Annotated in this window: 15 protein-coding genes; 5 read left to right on the top strand and 10 right to left on the bottom strand. The window is 47.5% G+C overall.

Annotated elements, in window-relative coordinates; all coding sequences use genetic code 11:
* Window positions 1-44: 44 nt before the first annotated feature.
* From AA84_RS0110490 to AA84_RS0110475, 4 genes are all read right to left on the bottom strand, one after another.
* Window positions 45-1,010: an ABC transporter substrate-binding protein gene (locus AA84_RS0110490; RefSeq protein ID WP_028977162.1), complete on the bottom strand. Its 966-nt coding sequence runs from the start codon at window positions 1,008-1,010 to the stop codon at window positions 45-47.
* 162 nt (window positions 1,011-1,172) lie between these two features.
* On the bottom strand, window positions 1,173-2,054 hold the full coding sequence (locus AA84_RS0110485; RefSeq protein ID WP_028977161.1) for a LysR substrate-binding domain-containing protein: 882 nt from the start codon (window positions 2,052-2,054) through the stop codon (window positions 1,173-1,175).
* 200 nt (window positions 2,055-2,254) lie between these two features.
* Window positions 2,255-3,673: an anion permease gene (locus AA84_RS0110480; RefSeq protein ID WP_028977160.1), complete on the bottom strand. Its 1,419-nt coding sequence runs from the start codon at window positions 3,671-3,673 to the stop codon at window positions 2,255-2,257.
* Entirely contained in the window at window positions 3,670-5,313 is a 1,644-nt protein-coding gene (locus AA84_RS0110475) for a malolactic enzyme (protein ID WP_028977159.1), read from the bottom strand. Before AA84_RS0110475 ends, AA84_RS0110480 begins: the two co-directional genes overlap by 4 nt.
* Window positions 5,314-5,623: 310 nt before the next feature.
* Between AA84_RS0110475 and AA84_RS0110470 the strand changes: the two genes are divergently transcribed.
* Window positions 5,624-6,934, top strand: a complete 1,311-nt coding sequence (locus tag AA84_RS0110470; protein ID WP_028977158.1) for an L-cysteine desulfidase family protein — start codon at window positions 5,624-5,626, stop codon at window positions 6,932-6,934.
* Between the two features lie 68 nt (window positions 6,935-7,002).
* On the opposite strand, the gene AA84_RS0110465 is transcribed toward AA84_RS0110470, so the two are convergent.
* Window positions 7,003-7,821 (bottom strand): MetQ/NlpA family ABC transporter substrate-binding protein, encoded by an 819-nt coding sequence (locus AA84_RS0110465; protein ID WP_028977157.1) that lies wholly within the window; start codon window positions 7,819-7,821, stop codon window positions 7,003-7,005.
* Window positions 7,822-8,134: 313 nt separating this feature from the next.
* Here AA84_RS0110465 and AA84_RS17650 point away from each other — a divergent pair, with 313 nt between their 5' ends.
* Window positions 8,135-9,229 (top strand): PTS sugar transporter subunit IIC, encoded by a 1,095-nt coding sequence (locus AA84_RS17650; RefSeq protein WP_223362344.1) that lies wholly within the window; start codon window positions 8,135-8,137, stop codon window positions 9,227-9,229.
* Between the two features lie 174 nt (window positions 9,230-9,403).
* Here the strand turns inward: AA84_RS17650 and AA84_RS0110455 are convergent, their stop codons facing one another.
* Together AA84_RS0110455 and AA84_RS0110450 are read right to left on the bottom strand one after the other, a co-directional pair.
* Window positions 9,404-10,351 carry an aldo/keto reductase family protein gene (locus tag AA84_RS0110455; protein WP_028977156.1) on the bottom strand — a complete coding sequence of 316 codons (948 nt, stop codon included), beginning with the start codon at window positions 10,349-10,351 and terminating at the stop codon, window positions 9,404-9,406.
* 168 nt (window positions 10,352-10,519) lie between these two features.
* Window positions 10,520-11,014 carry a hypothetical protein gene (locus AA84_RS0110450; RefSeq protein WP_028977155.1) on the bottom strand — a complete coding sequence of 165 codons (495 nt, stop codon included), beginning with the start codon at window positions 11,012-11,014 and terminating at the stop codon, window positions 10,520-10,522.
* Between the two features lie 262 nt (window positions 11,015-11,276).
* Between AA84_RS0110450 and AA84_RS0110445 the strand changes: the two genes are divergently transcribed.
* Window positions 11,277-11,489: a hypothetical protein gene (locus AA84_RS0110445; RefSeq protein WP_028977154.1), complete on the top strand. Its 213-nt coding sequence runs from the start codon at window positions 11,277-11,279 to the stop codon at window positions 11,487-11,489.
* A gap of 46 nt (window positions 11,490-11,535) precedes the next feature.
* Here the strand turns inward: AA84_RS0110445 and AA84_RS0110440 are convergent, their stop codons facing one another.
* A complete protein-coding gene (locus AA84_RS0110440) occupies window positions 11,536-12,552 on the bottom strand; it encodes an oxidoreductase (protein WP_028977153.1) in 1,017 nt (338 codons plus the stop codon).
* 356 nt (window positions 12,553-12,908) lie between these two features.
* Window positions 12,909-13,433, bottom strand: coding sequence for a GNAT family N-acetyltransferase (locus AA84_RS0110435; RefSeq protein WP_010025890.1), 525 nt, complete (start codon window positions 13,431-13,433; stop codon window positions 12,909-12,911).
* A gap of 198 nt (window positions 13,434-13,631) precedes the next feature.
* Here AA84_RS0110435 and AA84_RS19215 point away from each other — a divergent pair, with 198 nt between their 5' ends.
* A complete protein-coding gene (locus AA84_RS19215) occupies window positions 13,632-13,850 on the top strand; it encodes an ROK family protein (protein WP_028977152.1) in 219 nt (72 codons plus the stop codon).
* A gap of 16 nt (window positions 13,851-13,866) precedes the next feature.
* On the opposite strand, the gene AA84_RS0110425 is transcribed toward AA84_RS19215, so the two are convergent.
* Entirely contained in the window at window positions 13,867-16,251 is a 2,385-nt protein-coding gene (locus tag AA84_RS0110425; RefSeq protein ID WP_028977151.1) for a phosphoketolase family protein, read from the bottom strand.
* Between the two features lie 469 nt (window positions 16,252-16,720).
* On the opposite strand from AA84_RS0110425, the gene AA84_RS17645 reads away from it, so the two are divergent.
* Window positions 16,721-17,440 carry an LbetaH domain-containing protein gene (locus AA84_RS17645; RefSeq protein WP_010023575.1) on the top strand — a complete coding sequence of 240 codons (720 nt, stop codon included), beginning with the start codon at window positions 16,721-16,723 and terminating at the stop codon, window positions 17,438-17,440.
* The last annotated feature ends 56 nt before the right edge of the window (window positions 17,441-17,496 follow it).

Raw genomic sequence — 17,496 nt, 5'->3', positions numbered from 1 at the left:
TGCCACCGTTCTTTCTCTCAGTTACTTTTCTATGTCTCTTTGGCTTATTTGCTTAATTTTTCCGTGATAATTTTTGCTGTATTCAGCTGTGACATCGGCGTATTGTTAAAAAAGCTGGAATCGACCACGTAAACATGATGATTTTTAAACGCATTAAGCGATTTCCAAATGTCTCCGCTGGTGATTTGTTTCAGACGTTTCTTCGATACTTCCGGTTTCTCATCCTGCTTGCCGGTTTGTACGAAGATGTAGTCAGGATTCATTTCAAGCAACTTCTCTAGTGAGATCGCAGAAAAAAGGTCCTTTGATTCAATGCCGGCAACCGGTGTCAGTCCAAGATCGTGATAGAGCACACCGCCGACACTTGACGGTAAATGATTATAGATACGTACCTGCTTGTCCAGCAGTCTGATGAACACTACTTTTTTATTTCCAACCGTTTTTTTCAGTTTGGCTTTATAAGCATCAACCTGCTTTTGATAGTTGGCTAAATAAGTTTTTGCCTCTTTCTGTTTTCCCATGAGCTGTGCATAGGCCTTGAAGTCAGTACGCCAATTCTCTGTTTCCTTAATCATAATAGACGGGGCGATTTGAGCCATCTTATCGTAAGATTGTGTGTTTTCTCTGACGAAAATGAGGTCCGGTTTTTGAGCCAGAAAGCCTTCAAAGTTAAGTGGGGAAGATTCGCCGACAAGATGAAAGCCCTTTTGTTTGTCTTTCGGGAAGTAGCTGTAAAAGTTATCGCTGATGGTAGCTTTAGGTGCAATTTTGACGGGAATACCGAGTGGGATCAGGTATTCCATGAGCTGCTGGCTTGTGGCCGCGACCTTTTTCGGCTGTGCAGGAATGGTTTTTTTGCCTGTTGCATCGGTAATTGTTCTTTGCTTGGTCGATGTATGATCCGTATTTTGGTCACCTTGTTGTCCGGTGCAGGCCGACAGCAAAGTTAACGTCAAGATCAAGACGGCGATTCGTACAAGTACTTTTCGATTATATGAAAAAAAATGCATGAAGTTGGCTCCTTTTAATGAAAATGATTATCAATTTCATTAAAATGTTACCAAAATGCGACAATTTCGTCAATCATCAAAATTTTTGGCGAGTCATTTAACGAATTTTTTTCTCATGCTTTGGCGGGTTCAAGTTTTTTTGAAGAGCGGGAATGTGGTCATTTAAAAATTTTCTTGCATAAACAGCTGAATCATTTCTTGTTGCAGATTGGTCAGAAGATGATTTGATCGATAGACGAGCTGGATTAAGAATTCCGGCTGCGGCTGATCGCGGAGCGTCAATACGGCGACCGGATCCTGCGGCAGCAGGGCGGCCGCGCTGAGCAGGCTGATGCCGACACCCTTTGCAACCATGCCTTTGATAATCTGCACATCATTGGTTTGGTAGATGAGTTTCGGTTTAATCTGTGCCTGTCGGCTGAGTTGATTGAAGGCGATGGAATGCACAAAACGCTCATTTAACTGAATGAAGGACTCTTGCGCAAGATCGTAAAATCGGATTGAACCGTTTTTGGCTAAAGGGTGTGCTGGGCTTGTAATCACTTTAAACGGCTTTCGTGTAAGCAAACTTACGGACAGCTGGTCATCTTGAATAGGCGTGGTAGAGCCAAGTAAGGCGAGATCGAGCTGTCCGTTTTTTAACTGATTCAGGAGCGACTTGGAGCCGTCTTCATGCGTGTCCAGATGGCCAAGCAGATTTTTCTGGGAAAGTCTTGCTGAAAGGGCCGGGAACAGCGCGCTGCCGATAATTGGCGGCAGGCCTAGCCGGACGCGTTCGTGTTTGATCGCTGAAATTTCTAACTGTGCTGTCTTTAATTCCTGCAGCATTTGCGTGGCATGCTGCGCAAACTGTCTGCCGCAATCCGTGAAGGTGAGCGCGTTGTGCGATTGGTCGCGAATGATCAGCTGTGCGTCGAGCTCTTTTTCCAACCGCTGAATTGCTGCCGTGATCGTCGGCTGACTGACCTTAAAAAAACGAGCAACTTTTGTGAAATTTTTATCCTGACACAGCCGGTTATAATAGTGCAGATCACGTATGTTCATTCGGAATCCTCTCTCATTAAATCGTCTTATCCATTATTCTATCATGTACCGTACGCATGAAAAAACCGCCCAATGGAGCGGTTTTGGATTCCATGATACTAAGTATGAGGATTGAGGACGTTCTGATAAAAGGATCGGCGGTTTTTATATAGGGTCAGTTCGAGACCTGTAGACCGCTTGAACGGTTAAGAAGCGCGTACTTAGAGAAGTCCAATTAATTTCATCCACAGTGAACCGAGCCCGAGCCAGATGATGAAATAGACGATGGCGAGCATCGCGTTTAATTTCCACCAGGTTTGTTGCGTGACGTAACCTGATGAGAACAAAATCGGTGCCGGTCCATTGCTGTAATGCGTTGTTGAAGCAAAAAGGTTGCCAAAGAAGCCGAGCATTAGTGCAGCAAGCAATGCCGGAACCCCCGCTGCCAGGGCGACACCGAGCAGCGCACTGTACATGGCACTGATATGGGCCGTCGCGCTGGCGAACAGATAGTGACTGTAAAAATAGGCGAGGATGAGCACGACAAGCACGATCATCCAGTTCATTCCGTGGAGGCCACCTGAAATAAAACGGCTGAGCCATGGAATAAAGCCGAGTGTGTTGAGCTGACCGGCCATCATTACCAGAATGGAGAACCAGACCAGTGTATTCCATGCGCCTTTTTCACCAAGAATATCATTCCAGGAGAGAACCCCGCTAAGCAGCAGCAGCGTTAACGCGATAAATGCGGTTAGTGTTGCATCAATGTGCACTGTGCCGCCAAGCACCCATAAAACCAAAGAGATAAGGAAGATACCACTCATAAATTTTTCCGGACGCGACATTTTGCCAAATTCTTGCAGTTGACTTTCCGCCCACTCCTTGGCGTTCGGTGTTTCCTTGATTTCCGGGGGAAACCATTTATAGATTAAAAAAGGAACCACAATTAATGAAATCAACCCTGGAATTAAAGCAGCAGTGAACCAATTCATCCAAGTGATGGAAACATGCACCGATCTGGCGAGCGACTGCGCTAATGGGTTTCCGGCCATGGCTGTAAGAAACATGGCCGAGGTAATGATGTTTCCGTGGAACGCTGAAAAAATCAAAAAAGATCCCATTTTGCGCTGCGTATGACGTTCCGGACTGGAATCAAAAGAGCGCGACAGTGAATTGATGATTGGGAACATAATGCCACCGGCGCGAGCGGTGTTGCTTGGCGTTGCTGGAGACAGAACCAGATCGACACCAATCAGTGAATAGGCGAGGCCCAGTGTTTTTTTGCCGAATCGTTTGACAAAGTTTAGGGCAATCCTTGTGCCGAGTCCGGTCTTGATAAACCCGCGAGAAATAAAGAACGCCATCGCAATCAACCAAATGCTGTTGTTGCCAAATCCGGCAATAGCAGTCTCCAGCGGTACTTCTCCGGTCAAAACGCTTAATGTAAAGCCGATCACGGCCACGGCGCCAATCGGCAGCGGCTGGGTGATGCAGCCGATAATGGTGGCGACAAAAATGGCAAACATATGCCAAGCGGCGGGGGAAACCGCTGCCGGTTTAATTGGCGTCAGCAGCCATAAAATGACGCCAACCAATACAGGAATCAGAAATTTCTTGTAGCTGATTTTCTCTAATGTCATCGTTGATCGCCTAGATCTTTGTATTCAGGGAGCCATTTTTCTTTTTCAATTGCCGCGGCAACATGAGTCATTGGTTCCCGGTTCAGATTCTGCGCAACCGCGCATTTGGCCACAGCCAGAGCAACCGTTTGCGAGAAGGCATCCAACTTGGAAACCGGCGGGAGAACAGCCGCACCCGGTTGATCCGGATCAACAATACCGCCGAGCGAGTGGGCGGCAGCTGAAATCATTTCATCTGTTAATAATCGTGCCGTTGAAGCGATCACGCCAAGGCCGAGTCCAGGATAAACGAGGGCGTTGTTCGCTTGGCCGATGTGGTAGCTGATGCCGTTGTAGCGGACGTCCGGAGCAGGAATGCCTGTCGCAACGAGTGCACGGCCGTCCGTCCACTGAATAAGCTCTTCCGCTTTGGCTTCAGCGAGTTTCGTTGGGTTGGAAAGCGGGAAGATGATCGGGCGTTCGGTATGAGCGGCCATTTCTTTCACGATTTCTTCGGTAAACGTCCCCGGTTGCGTCGAGGTGCCGACGAGAATGGTTGGATGAATAGCGGCAACAGCAGCCCGCAAGTCCGTGAATTGTTCCGGGTTTTCAAATTCCGAACGGTTGCGAGCAAATGGCTTTTGTTCCGGGGTCAGCGTTGGATCGTCATCAAACAGCAAGCCCTGCTTATCCACCATATAAAAGTGTTGTTTGGCCTCTTTTTCAGACAAGCCCTGTTGCAGGAATTCATCATAAATACGCTTGGTGATGCCTGCCCCTGCGGTTCCTGCGCCAAAGCACATATAGATTTGTTCGGTCATTTTCTGTTTAGAGATATTAAGCGCACCGAGAATAGCGGCTAAAACAATGATTCCGGTTCCCTGAATATCGTCATTGAAGGTTGTGATTTTGTCCTTGTACTTGTTTAAAATGCTGGCGGCATGATCACGGCCAAAGTCTTCAAAGTGCAGGTACAGGTTTGGAAACAGCTGCTCCGCAGTTTCAACGAATTGGTCAACGAATTGGGTGTAGCGATCACCTTTGATGCGTTCATGGCGATTGCCGAGATACATGGGGTTGTCCAGCAGCTTTTTATTGTTTGTGCCTACATCCAGTACAACGGGCATCACCTGACTCGGATCAATACCGGCAGCAACGGTATAGACCATCAGCTTGCCAACCGATATATCGACGCCTTGCACGCCCCAGTCGCCGATACCGAGAATGCCTTCAGCATCGGTGACAACGATCAGACGGATGTCACGACCGCCAGCGGCATTTTTTAAAGCATCTTCCATTGCATCCGGATCGTTGATCGACAAGAAAGCGGCATTCTGCGGCTCTACGAACAGATTGCTGTAGTTTTCGATGGTGTCGGCAACCGTCGGATCATAGACAATCGGCATAAATTCAACAACATGCTGACTGAATAACTTAAAGAACAAGACACGGTTTTCGTTAAAAATTTGCATTAAAAAAAGCCGTTTTTCTAAGTTGGATGACTTTGATTTGAATTGGGCATAGGTTTGTTCCGTCTGCTCCGCCAAGGTTTGTACGCGAGGCGGGAGCAGCCCGGCCAATCCATAGTTTCGCCGTTCTTCTTCTGTAAACGCGGTTCCTTTGTTTCGAAAAGGATCATTTAGAATCGATAGTGGGTTCATAGAAAAGGATCTCCTTAACCTTTAGGATGGTTCATGAACATCATAGAAAGGCACGCAGAATATAGTCAAACGTAGCAGAAGCAATCAGATTTATTTATATGAAAGGACGAATTGCGGAATTTGTCCGTCTATTGACATTATTTCCTCTTGAATTTCTTTTATAATGAAGTGAAAATGAATTTTAATGATGATGCATGAGGACAGCGTGAACGATCGTGCGAAAGCATATAGAAAAGGCCGCTGCGTGTGAACCGAGTTTTAATCGCGTTCCGTGCGGCGTTTCATTTGACTTTCTTGGGGAGGAAAGGTTATGAAACCGGACGACTGTAGTTACCACATTTATTTGAATCTTTTAAAAGAGGAGCTTATTCCTGCGACAGGCTGCACGGAACCGATTTCCGTTGCTTATGCGGCGGCAATGGCAAGAGAAGTACTGGGCGTGCTGCCCGACACATGCACGATTGAGGCAAGCGGAAACATCATCAAAAATGTTAAAAGTGTCGTCGTTCCGAATACGGGGGGACTAAAAGGAATTGCGGCAGCCGCTGTGGCAGGCATTGTCGCCGGAGATGCCTCAAAGAAATTGGAAGTGCTGGGCGCGATCGAAGAGGCGGCGAAGTCTCAGATTAAGGAATATCTTAAAGCGCATACCGTGACGGTACTTCCAGCGCACAACGACATTGTTTTTTTTATTGCGGCAACGGTGAAAAAGGGCAATGACGAAGCAACGGTTGTGATTGAAGACAAGCATACCAACATCGTTCGGATCGTGCGAAATGGGGAAACTCAGTTCGAAAAAGGGGACGGCCCTGCTGAGGGCGGCGGCTTGACGGATCGGAACAGTCTAAATGTCAAAGATATTTTAGACTTTGCAGACAGCGTGCGTCTTGAAGATATAGCGGAAATCATTGAAAGGCAAGTCACGTATAACTGTGCTGTATCGGAAGAAGGATTAAAGCACGATTGGGGCGCTAATATAGGGAAAGTGCTGCTGAAAGCATATGGCAATGATATTAGAACGCGCGCTCGCGCTGCCGCAGCGGCCGGATCCGATGCACGGATGAGCGGCTGCGAAAAGCCGGTCGTGATTGTCTCAGGCAGCGGCAACCAAGGAATGACCGCATCGCTTCCGGTGATTGAGTATGCAAAAGCATTACATGTTTCACGTGAAAAGCTTTATCGCGCCCTGGTCTTGTCGAATCTGACGACCATTTACCAAAAAGCGGGCATCGGACGCCTTTCCGCATACTGTGGTGCGGTGAGTGCCGGATGCGGCGCGGGTGCCGGTATAGCTTATCTACATGGCGGCGGTTATGAGGAGATTGCGCATACGATTGTCAATGCACTGGCGATCACATCGGGGATTGTTTGCGACGGCGCAAAGCCTTCTTGTGCGGCCAAAATCTCCTCGGCGGTTGATGCCGGCATTCTTGGTTATCACATGTACCAGAATAAGCAGCAATTTTTTGGCGGCGATGGTATTGTGACAAAAGGTGTGGACGCCACCATTCGTAACGTTGGAGTTTTGGCCAAAGATGGCATGCGGCAAACGGATCGTCAGATTATTGATATTATGCTGAACCGGACCAGCAGCAAGCAACCCGCAGGAAATAAATCTTAAACACGTATGCAAAAAGCCCCGCAGCGCTGAGGCAAAATCGGCTGTGCGAGGGCTTTTCGTATTTAAGTTTACCAGGAGGGTACGACCGAGCCTTTAAATGTTTTTTTGATATAGGCTTTGATTTCATCAGAATGGTAGTATTTTTTGATTTGCTTGACCACTTCATCGTTCTTATTTTCGTTGCGGACAACAAAATAATTCGGATAGCGGTTATGCGTGAGCGATTCATGATCAATCGAATCGTCCAAAATCGTCAGTCCGGCACCCATTGCGAAATTGGAATTGATCGCTGCTGCAGTGACTTCGTCCAAATGGGAGGTAATTTGCGCGGGATCCATGGCAACGAACTGAATTTTTTTGGGGTTGCTGGCAACGTCACGGGTAGATCCGGTTGTTTGCGTTCCCGGTTTCATTTTGATGACGCCTGCTTTTTCAAGAAGGGTCAGGCTGCGCGGTTGGCTGGATGGATCGTTTGGGATGGCGATCTTGTCTCCTTTTTTTAGATCCTTGAGATGCTTGATTTTATTGGAGTAGATCCCCATTGGCAAGGCGACCGTCTTGAAAACATCCGTTATTTTATAGCCTCGGTCCTTGATTTGTGCTTTTAGAAACGGCAGGGTTTCATAGCTACTTGCATCCAAATCGCCGCCATCCAATGCGGTATTCGGCTGGTTATAGTCGTTAAAGACTTTTAAATGAATGGTGAGCCCATCTTTTTTGGCAAGTTTCGCAACCTGCTCCATAATCTGTTCGTGTGGTCCGCCGGTCACCCCGATGGTAAGTTCTTTCGTGCTGAGTGAGCCGGATGTGCTGGATCCGCATGCGGACAGAGCAAAAATTAGTATAAGAATTAATCCGATAAACACTGGCTTGACGTGATGCTTCATCTGTTTTGCTCCTCTTTTTTGGGTTTGTAGCTTCTTTCTATCTGTTTATATTAGCAAGGCTCGGCTCATTAAACAAATAAAACACAGATGTTAACTGTGCTTTTGGCGGCAACGATAAAAAATTTTTCCAACCTTGGATGCCCGGATTCGTGCGCTCATCGCTAAACGAGCGGGAAATCATGGGAAAAATACTTTAGTGAATAAACGCGTTGCATTGCGAAATGCGATGTGTTAGAATAGCAACACTCACCATTGATGAAGAAGAACTAGAGAAAGAAAACAGGAGAGGGTGTTGCAGGTGGGAAGAGAAAAGATGACGGTGAAAACGTTTGTAAATCACGTGCTTGTCGGTCATGCGGTTGGAATTGTGGCAGCGTTGGTACCGTCGGCATTGCTCGGTGAATTGAGTAAAGCGTTGATGGGACGGGTGCCGGTTTTCGGTACGATCTATCAATTGGTCACAATCTTCATGCTGGCCGTTCCTCTACTAATTGGGGCGGCTGTCGCCTACCAGTTCAAAATGAAGCCGATTCCGATGGCTTGCGTGGCAGCTGCCTCATGGGCTGGATCGGGTGCATTGAAATTTACAGCCAATGGCATCGTCGTTACCGGAATGGGCGATCTGGTGAATACCTTGGTGACGATCAGTGTCACTTGCGCCTTGGTGCTTCTGATCGGCCATCGTTTGAAATCGTTCGAACCACTTGTATTGCCACCGGTCATCTGTATCGTCGGAGGCGGATTAGGTGTTGTTCTCTATCCGTTCGTCCACAATGTAACGGTTGGGCTTGGACAAGTGATCAATAGCTTCTCCATGCTTCAACCGATCCCGATGAGCGTTTTGATCGCAGCCGTTTTCTCGGTCGTCATGATCTCGCCGATTTCAACCGTAGCCATTGCATCGGCGATTGGCATGAGCGGTATCGCATCCGGAGCAGGCAATTTGGGCTGCGTGGCGGCGGCCGTTGGTATGTTTGTCGGTGGACTGCGCGTCAATAAAATCGGCCTTTCTCTCTCCATCTTGCTGGGGACACCGAAGATCATGATTGCGGCAATGGTCCGTCAGCCGAAAATTTGTATTCCAATTGTGCTTAACGCAACCTTCCTTGGCGTCATCGGTGCCTTGTTCCAAATTAAAGGAACGCCGATCAGTGCCGGATTCGGCTTCTCTGGAATGGTAGGACCGATCAATGCGCTGCATTTTATGCCTGGCGGCGCAACAGCGGCGAATCTGCTGATTATCGGTTTGGTTTACATCGCCGCACCCTTTGCCGGCGGCTTCTTCTTCGAATGGCTCTGCCGCAGCGTGCTCCATCTCTATGGTTCAGAAGACTACAGTACCGAAATGGCAGAATTTAAGAAAGAAAAGAAGCAATCGAAGGCAAAGCTTGTGTTGGAAAAAGCTTAATCGTATTAGAAAACTTGGCTTTGCCAAACCTCTGGCGAGGGCAAAGTCTTAGTTGTACTGACACTCGTTTCCTTGAATTTTTTTATATACTTTCTTACCAGTGTAAAAAGGAACCCCTCACGTGGCAGTTCACGCGAGGGGTTTTTAGCGTTTAATTCAAATTCGATACCTGAATCATTCAGTGCTCAGGATCTCCTCGATCCGTCTTTCGGTCTCTGAATCTAAGATCAGATCAGCGGCTTTGGCATTGTCCACGATTTGTTCCGTTTTGCTGGCACCTACGACGACACTGGCAACCTGCTCCTGACGAAGCACCCAGGCAAGGGCCAATTGTGCCATGCTGACGCCTAATTCAGCAGCGATTTTCTTAAGTTTGTTCACTTTACTCAAATTGAGTTCGGTCAGATACGTGCGGATCCCGCCTTTATTCTCGGCGGCACGGCTACCGGCCGGAAATTCACTGACGGAACTGTATTTTCCGGTCAGCACACCTTGCGCGAGCGGCGACCAGCAGACCTGACTGACACCATGCGCCGCACTTGACGGAATCACTTCGGCTTCGATTTCGCGGGACAGCATATTGTATTTAGACTGATTTGCCACGAAATGATTAAGCAGTTTCTGATCGGCAATATGTGCTGCTTCGGTGATTTGAGCCGCCGTCCATTGGCTGACACCGATGTAGTTTATTTTGCCTTGATGAATCAAATCGTCAAACGCACGCAGCGTCTCCTCAATCGGTGTTTCCGGATCAAAGCGATGGCAGTAATACAGATCGATATAATCGGTGTTCAATCGTTTTAGGCTGGCATTCGCCTGTTCCATAATATGTTTTCGGGAAAGGCCATGGTCATTTGGTCCATCACCCATCGGAAAGAATACTTTTGTCGAGAGCACGATCGCTTCACGTGGGAAGGCTTTAATCGCTTTTCCGACGACTTTTTCCGCTTCACCGCGCATGTATACATTGGCAGTATCAAAAAAGTTGATGCCCAGATCATAAGCTTTATGAATGGTACTTATTGCGTTTTCTTGTGCGACATAACCGCCGTAAGTCAGCCAGCTGCCCAGACTGACGGTGCTGACTTTGACGCCGGTACTGCCGAGATGGCGATACTTCATCAGAAACCTCCTCAAAATACGTTTTTTGCGGAATGCCTTCAGCGGACAATCACATGATCTCTTTAATGATAGCTGTCTTTCTCATTAAGCGCACGCAAAGAGAACCGCAAGCCAGCTTGTCCAGCTGCAACAAAAAGGACAGCCTGATTGCGGCTGCCCGTATCGTCTTCACGGCATCGGACACCAAACGATGATTTTGTACGGCACGGTTTGGGCGGGGATACTTTTTGTTGCTGCGCCGTAAATCACAATCAAATCACGATTTGCCGGATTAGGATTGAAGTCTTGGCCGTTTGCCAGCATAACCTGTGTAAACGGTCCCAAGTTTAATTGTAGTTGACCATCGCGGCTCAAGAGCTGTTCGTTGAAAAAACCGACCTTTACATTCTGATCGGAGCGTTCCTTTACAAGAATGAGCGCTCGGTATTGCGGTGGATAGATGAGAATAACCGGCGCGTTTCCGTCATAATATCCGCTGACCCGATCGCCAATTCGAATCTTGGCTTGGTCGACAACGTAAGTCATTGGCGACACCACAAAACGAACAACCTGATCGTTATTCTCCAGCGTCATCAGCTTCCAGCAGCCTGAATTTTCACCGCTCGGGCTGGTGATATAATCGTCAATCGCCGTAACAATGCCTTGAAACGATCGCCACTCCATACGCGTCACCCCTCACCTATTCTTCTTGATAAAGTCACCTATGGTTTTACTGTATGGTTTTGTGGCGGATGTGTGCCTAACTCAAAGGGTCCGTTTCCTGCCATTGGCAAAAAATAAGTCTTAAGGCGTAGCGGAATCCGGACTTGAGCGCATTACCCTGGACGGCTTGGTGTACTATAGTAGGATTATAGAGATGCGGCTGGGCAAGGGATGAACGGCCACATGCATCTTAGTCGAACGGGTCATGAAAGGAACGAACATTATGGGACTTATTTTCGGATTGATTGCAGCGTTGATTCTCTTTATTATCTTCATTGTAATCGGCGGTGTGCTGATTACATCGGCAGTATGGATTGTGCTAGCCGTCCTAGCAATTATTTTCATCATCTTCTTTGGTTTTTTGTTCAAGTGGTTTTTAATTCTTTTGCTGATTGTTGGTATTTTCGTCTTGGTGAAACGCATGTTTAACCGCTAAGCAGGGTTAAATAAAAGAGCAGAGCGAATTTTCTCGCACGGCTCTTTTACTCATCAGTGACCTCCGGGTTTAATATTACGATGGTGCGACCAATCTTTTTGCCGCTGAGCAGGGCGGGCAAGGCGTTTGGAAGCTGGCTCAAGGGAATTTCTTTTTGAGCGATTGCTGCCAGCTTTTCCGGCTTATGCAATTCGGCGAGCCGCTGCCAAATGACCTGGCGGAGCTCCATCGGGCAAGAAACAGAGTCGATCCCGAGCAAGTTGACGCCGCGTAAAATAAATGGAAAGACGGTTGCCGGGAGCTCAGACCCTGCTGCGAGTCCGCAGGCGGCAACATAGCCGCCATAGCGCATCCTGCCGAGTAATCCGGCAAGCGGCTTTCCCCCGACCGAATCAACTGCCGACGTCCACTGCTGTTTTTGCAACGGCTTTACCGTTCCGTCAAATACAGCTTCACGTGCGATAACGCTCTGCGCGCCTAGCATTTTCAAATAGCTTGATGCCTCGGCGCTTTTTCCGGAACTTGCGACAACCGAATAACCGAGATCGGAAAGTAGTGCAACGGCATGGCTGCCGACGCCGCCCGACGCACCAGTGACGATTACCTCTCCTTTGTCCGGCGCAATCCCTGCCTGTTCCAGGCGAAAAACAGACAGTGCTGCAGTGAAGCCGGCGGTTCCAATCCTCATGGCTTCCTTGAGTGTTAGCCCTGAAGGCAGCGGAACGATCCAATCAGCGGGGATCCGTGCGTATTCACTAAATCCGCCAAAATGGGAAACACCAAGGCCGTAACCGGTTACAATGACCGGGTCGTCTTTTTTGAAACGCGGGTCTTCTGAGGATACGACAATTCCTGAGAGGTCAATACCGGGCACAAAGGGATAGTTTTTCAAAATATGTCCGTTAGGAATGGCTGCAAGACTGTCCTTATAATTGATCCCTGAGTAGCAAACGCGTATGAGCACGCCTGCTTCAGGCAGATCGTTTAATGTTAAGGATTCAATCCTGCGTGAAAAACTTTGCTCGATTTTGTTAACCACAAGCGCATGGAAACTTTTATTCAAGCATCTCACCTACTTTTCATTCAGATCACTTAGCGTTCTCATAGATTATAATTAGCGAAAGGATGCCGAAAGCCCTTCAATTTGGCGCAACTTTTTTGAACGCAGCCAGTTATAAGGGTTATTGAGGCTCGCCACGCTTTTTGCAAAGTTCGATACAACCATGGCTGCATTTCTACGATTTGATGAACGTTTGATACGACTTTTCTCTGAACATAAAGTAAAAAAAGGGAAAGCACCGTCGGCTTTCCTTTTTTCATTAGAAATTTATGCGGCACTCACTTAACAGAAAGTTATTAACCTGTGGATAACTTTCTGAATGGTGAATGTGCACTGTGGATAACATGCGCATGCAGTTTTTATCTTCTTGTGAGCATCCGCTGGTAGGCCAGTCGTTTGCCGTTCGGCATATCGAGGTAAACGACCCCGCGATACTCAAAACCGGCTTGCTTGATCACGTGCTGCATGCGCGGGTTTTCCGGATGAGTATCGATGCGCAGATCAGTATAGCCTTTAAGTGCTGCAGCGCTAATCAGGTGATCCATCAGCACTGAAGAAAGGTGACGGCCACGAAAATCGGAGGAAAGTGCGATGCGGTGTATCGACACATACGGAACGCCAGTCTGTACCCAAGCACCTTCTTTGATCGCTTCATAAGCCGGTTCGAGTTCTTCAAAAAGAACACCATAACCGGCAATTTGATCATCGGTGATCAGGACAAAGCCCCTTTTCTGTTCAAGGTCATGATGCAGGACAGTGTCGTCCGGATAGCCGTCCTGCCATTGATCAATGCCGTCTGCTTTAAGCAATTGTTTTGCCTGATCAATGATTTTTTGTATACCGGAAAAGTCATGCGGAGTTGCTTGGCGTAAATAAGCGGTCAAAAGAGGTCCCCCCAATCTATTGATATTGCAGGCTTAAAGGTAACTTGTGATGATGTAAGTAATGATTTCATTATATTATAGAATCCGAGAGTCAAGCAATCACGGTGTGTGCGGCGGCGTTTGGCTGATGAAACGGTGAAAGAGCATGCACTGATTTGAAACATTGGATAAGTCGTTACCATACATAAATGGCTTTAAATGAATACAATGCAATTTAAATTTCAATCCTTTAGGAGGGGCACGTATGTTATTCGGTGGGCGCTTGAAGCCTATTATCTTGCCCAGGCAGTCGTCAGCTATACTTTGGTGCTGCGACCGGAGCGAATCATTCTCGCCGGGTTGCTATTGGCAAAAAAGCACTTAAAAAATGAGTTTAAAAAACAAATCCCCCTGACCGGAACGGCAAGGGGGATTTAACGTATTTAACGCAATTTCAGTGCAGCGGTGTCCACTGCCAATTGGAAACTTCCGGGAGATCTTGTCCTTCATCGCGAATGAATCGGTGATGCTTGGCAATCATTCGATCCATTTCTGCGATAAATGCATCGCGTTTTTCTTCATAAGCCGGTTGAATCATGACGGCGGTCTTAGCGAGATGGAACCGGTCGAGATGGTTTAAGACGCGCATGTCAAATGGCGTGGTGATATCGCCGTCTTCACGATAGCCGTGAACCGTTAACTTGTTATTATGACGACCAAAGAACAAGCTTTCGATAAGGTCTTCGTAGCCGTGGAAGGCAAAGAGAATCGGCTTGTCTTTGGTGAAATAATGGTCGAAGGCTTCATCAGAAAGACCGCGTGCACTTTTCTTTGGACTTCTGAGTTTGAGCAGATCAACGACATTGACAAAGCGAATCTTCATTTCCGGAAACGCGTCATGCAAGAGCTGAAGCGCGGCGAGCGACTCAAGCGTGGGTTCGGTTCCGGCGCTGGCAATGACAAGGTCTGGTTCCAAGCCTTGATCGGTACTTGCCCAGTCAATCATTCCAAGTCCATTCGCAACAAGTTCCGAAGCTTCTTCGATTGAAAACCATTGCGGGCGTGGGTGTTTGGATGTAACCACTAGATTGATTTTATTACGGCTTTTGAAAATCTTATTTGCAACGGCAAGCAAGGTATTGGCATCCGCCGGAAGATATTCACGGATAAACGCAGGTTTCTTCTCAGCGAGATGCGTCAGCATGCCGGGATCTTGATGCGTATAGCCGTTATGATCCTGCTGGAAAACGGTCGATGATGCAATCACGTTTAAAGAAGGATAGGAACTTCTCCATGCGAGTTCACTTGCTTTGCGTAGCCATTTGAAATGCTGTGTCAGCATCGAGTCAACGATTCTGAGAAACGCTTCATAGCTGGCAAAAAATCCGTGTCTGCCGGTTAATGTATAGCCTTCAAGCCATCCCTCTGCCTGATGCTCGGAAAGCTGTGCATCGAGGACGCGGCCGGCGGGTGCGACGAATTCATCACGCGGTTCGTCGACCTCGCCGAGCCATTGCCGGCTTGTGGCTTCAAAAACCGCGCCCAAGCGGTTTGATGCCGTTTCATCCGGACCAAAAATACGGAAATTTGTTGGATTCAGCTTAATCAAATCGCGGGCGTATTCGCCAAAGATGATCATGTCTTGTGCCAGCTGTCTGCCACGTACTTTCGTGTCTGTCGCATAGCTGCGATAGTCAGGTAAACGCAGTTCGCGCGGATCTACGCCGCCGTTTGTGATTGGATTCACGGCCATTCTTTTGGTGCCCTTAGGAATGACTTGAGCGATCTCGGATTGTAATGATCCGTCCGCATTGAACAGTTCTTCCGGCTTATAGGACTTGAGCCAGCGAACCAATTCATCGCTATGCTCCAGATGGTTTTGATCGACCGGAATTGGAATCTGATGCGACCGGAACGAGTCTTCAACTGGTTTCCCTTCCCATGTTTTTGGTCCGGTCCATCCTTTGGGGCTGCGGAAAATAACGACCGGCCAATGCGGCATGGTTGGATCATCGTTTTCACGTGCTTGCTTTTGAATCGCTTGAATTTTTTCAATCGCTTGATCGAGCGCGCTTGCCATTTTCGGATGAACCTCTTGCGGATCATTTCCGGAAACAAACAGCGGATCCCAGCCGAGTCCTTCAAAATAGTGCTGCAAATCTTGATCGGACGTACGCGAGAACAAGGTTGGGTTGCTCAATTTATAACCGTTAATGTAAACGATCGGCAGAACGGCACCGTCATGAATCGGATTGATAAAATGGTTGGACTGCCAGGAAGCGGCAAGCGGTCCGGTTTCAGCCTCTCCATCGCCGACAACAACTGCGGCAATTTGATCCGGATTATCGAGAATGGCCCCGACACCATGGGAAATCGAATAGCCCAGTTCGCCGCCTTCGTGAAGCGATCCGGGCGTAATCGGGGCTGCGTGTGAGGCCACGCCGCCAGGCCAGGAGAACTGTTTGAACAACTTTTGCATGCCTGCTTTATCCTGCGTGATGTCCGGGTAAATTTCGGTGTAGCTTCCATCGAGATAACTATTCGATACCATCACTTGGCCACCATGTCCCGGTCCTTCGATATAGAACATGGTGACGTCATATTTGTTAATAATACGGTTCAAATGAGCATAGATAAAATTTTGTCCGGAAATCGTTCCCCAATGACCGATCGGATGCACTTTGACATCGCTCGCTTTAAGCGGACGATCCAGCAATGGGTTGTCTTTCAAATAGATTTGACCCACAGACAGGTAATTAGCCGCTTGCCAGTATTTATCCAATAAATCGAAGTATGCTTTTGAAGAATAGTCGCTTGCTTTTTCAGTTGATTGATTCATGCTGCAACGTTCCTTTCTCTTGCAAGATGCAATGCTGCTGATGCGCCACCCTTAATTATTTAGAGTGTTTGTTAAATGGACGAAAAAAATGAGTCGGCATTGATGAAAAGCAGAACGACGCGTTCAAGTAGGAGAAAAACGATTTCAAAAATGTTTGCCGTTCGCTTCAACAAGCGCTCTCTATTTCTTTTTCCCCAACACTCTTGATAATTCCTTTATTTTCTAAAAAAATTTTTCACAATGAAGCGGAAAGAACGGAACTTTTCTACTCGTGGTTGATTTGATTTTTGACTGGAACATCAAATCAAAGACAAATATAATAGGAAGAAGTAAACGATTCATTTGCCGCTTCTCTTAATGAAATTTATGGAAACAAACGGTGTGAATGGGACGAATGATTGTTTGGTGAACGTATCGTTTGATCGTACACTGTTACATTAACGATGAATGCGTATTGGAGGTTATTTCAGTGAGTGTTGAAGAACTGAAACTAAGCTATTTCTTTGAGAATACGGAAAGCTTTGCTGTTCCTGAAGTTTTTGAAGGGGTTGAGTACCCTTGGGAAGCTTTGCAAAAAGCAACACAGATTGTTGACGAACGGGTTGAAGAAAAGAAGCTGCAAGTCAATGAAGGCACTTTAGCCGAGGGCAGTTATCTGCACGGCAACTATTTGATCGGAAAGGGCACGCAGATTCATTCGCAAGTGACGATTGAGGGCCCGGTGATCATTGGTGAAAACGTGACGATTCAGTCCGGCGCGTTGATTCGTCCCTACACGGTTATCGGCAATAACTGCGTGATCGGTCACGGCTGCGAAGTGAAACATGCGATTGTCGGAAACGGCGCGAAGGTGCAGAGCTTCACGTTTGCAGGCGATTCGGTGCTTGGTCAAGGTGCACGTGTCGGTTCCGGTACGATTATTGCTAATCGCCGCTTCGATCAAGGCATCATCGGCGTCAAAGTCGGCGACACCTATACCAAATTTGACACTGATTTCTTCGGTTGCGTGCTCGGCGACTTCAGTCGAATTGGCGCCAACTCGGCGACACTTCCGGGAACATGCATCGGACCATATACGTGGGTATTCCCGCTGACCCGTGTTCATGGCTTTGTGCCAAAGGAAACGCGCGTATCAACAAGCAAAGCACTGAACTTTACCCCGAACAAGAAAATGAAACTGAAGCCGTAAAAGCAAATGAAAAGCATATGATTTTGCCCTGCGTCAAAAAATGGATGAGACCGGTA

It is taken from the genome of Sporolactobacillus terrae DSM 11697 (assembly GCF_000648615.1).
Taxonomy (GTDB): Bacteria; Bacillota; Bacilli; order Bacillales; family Sporolactobacillaceae; genus Sporolactobacillus; species Sporolactobacillus terrae.
Note: the sequence above shows the minus strand (reverse complement) of the source record. Positions and strands in the feature narration are given on the sequence as shown.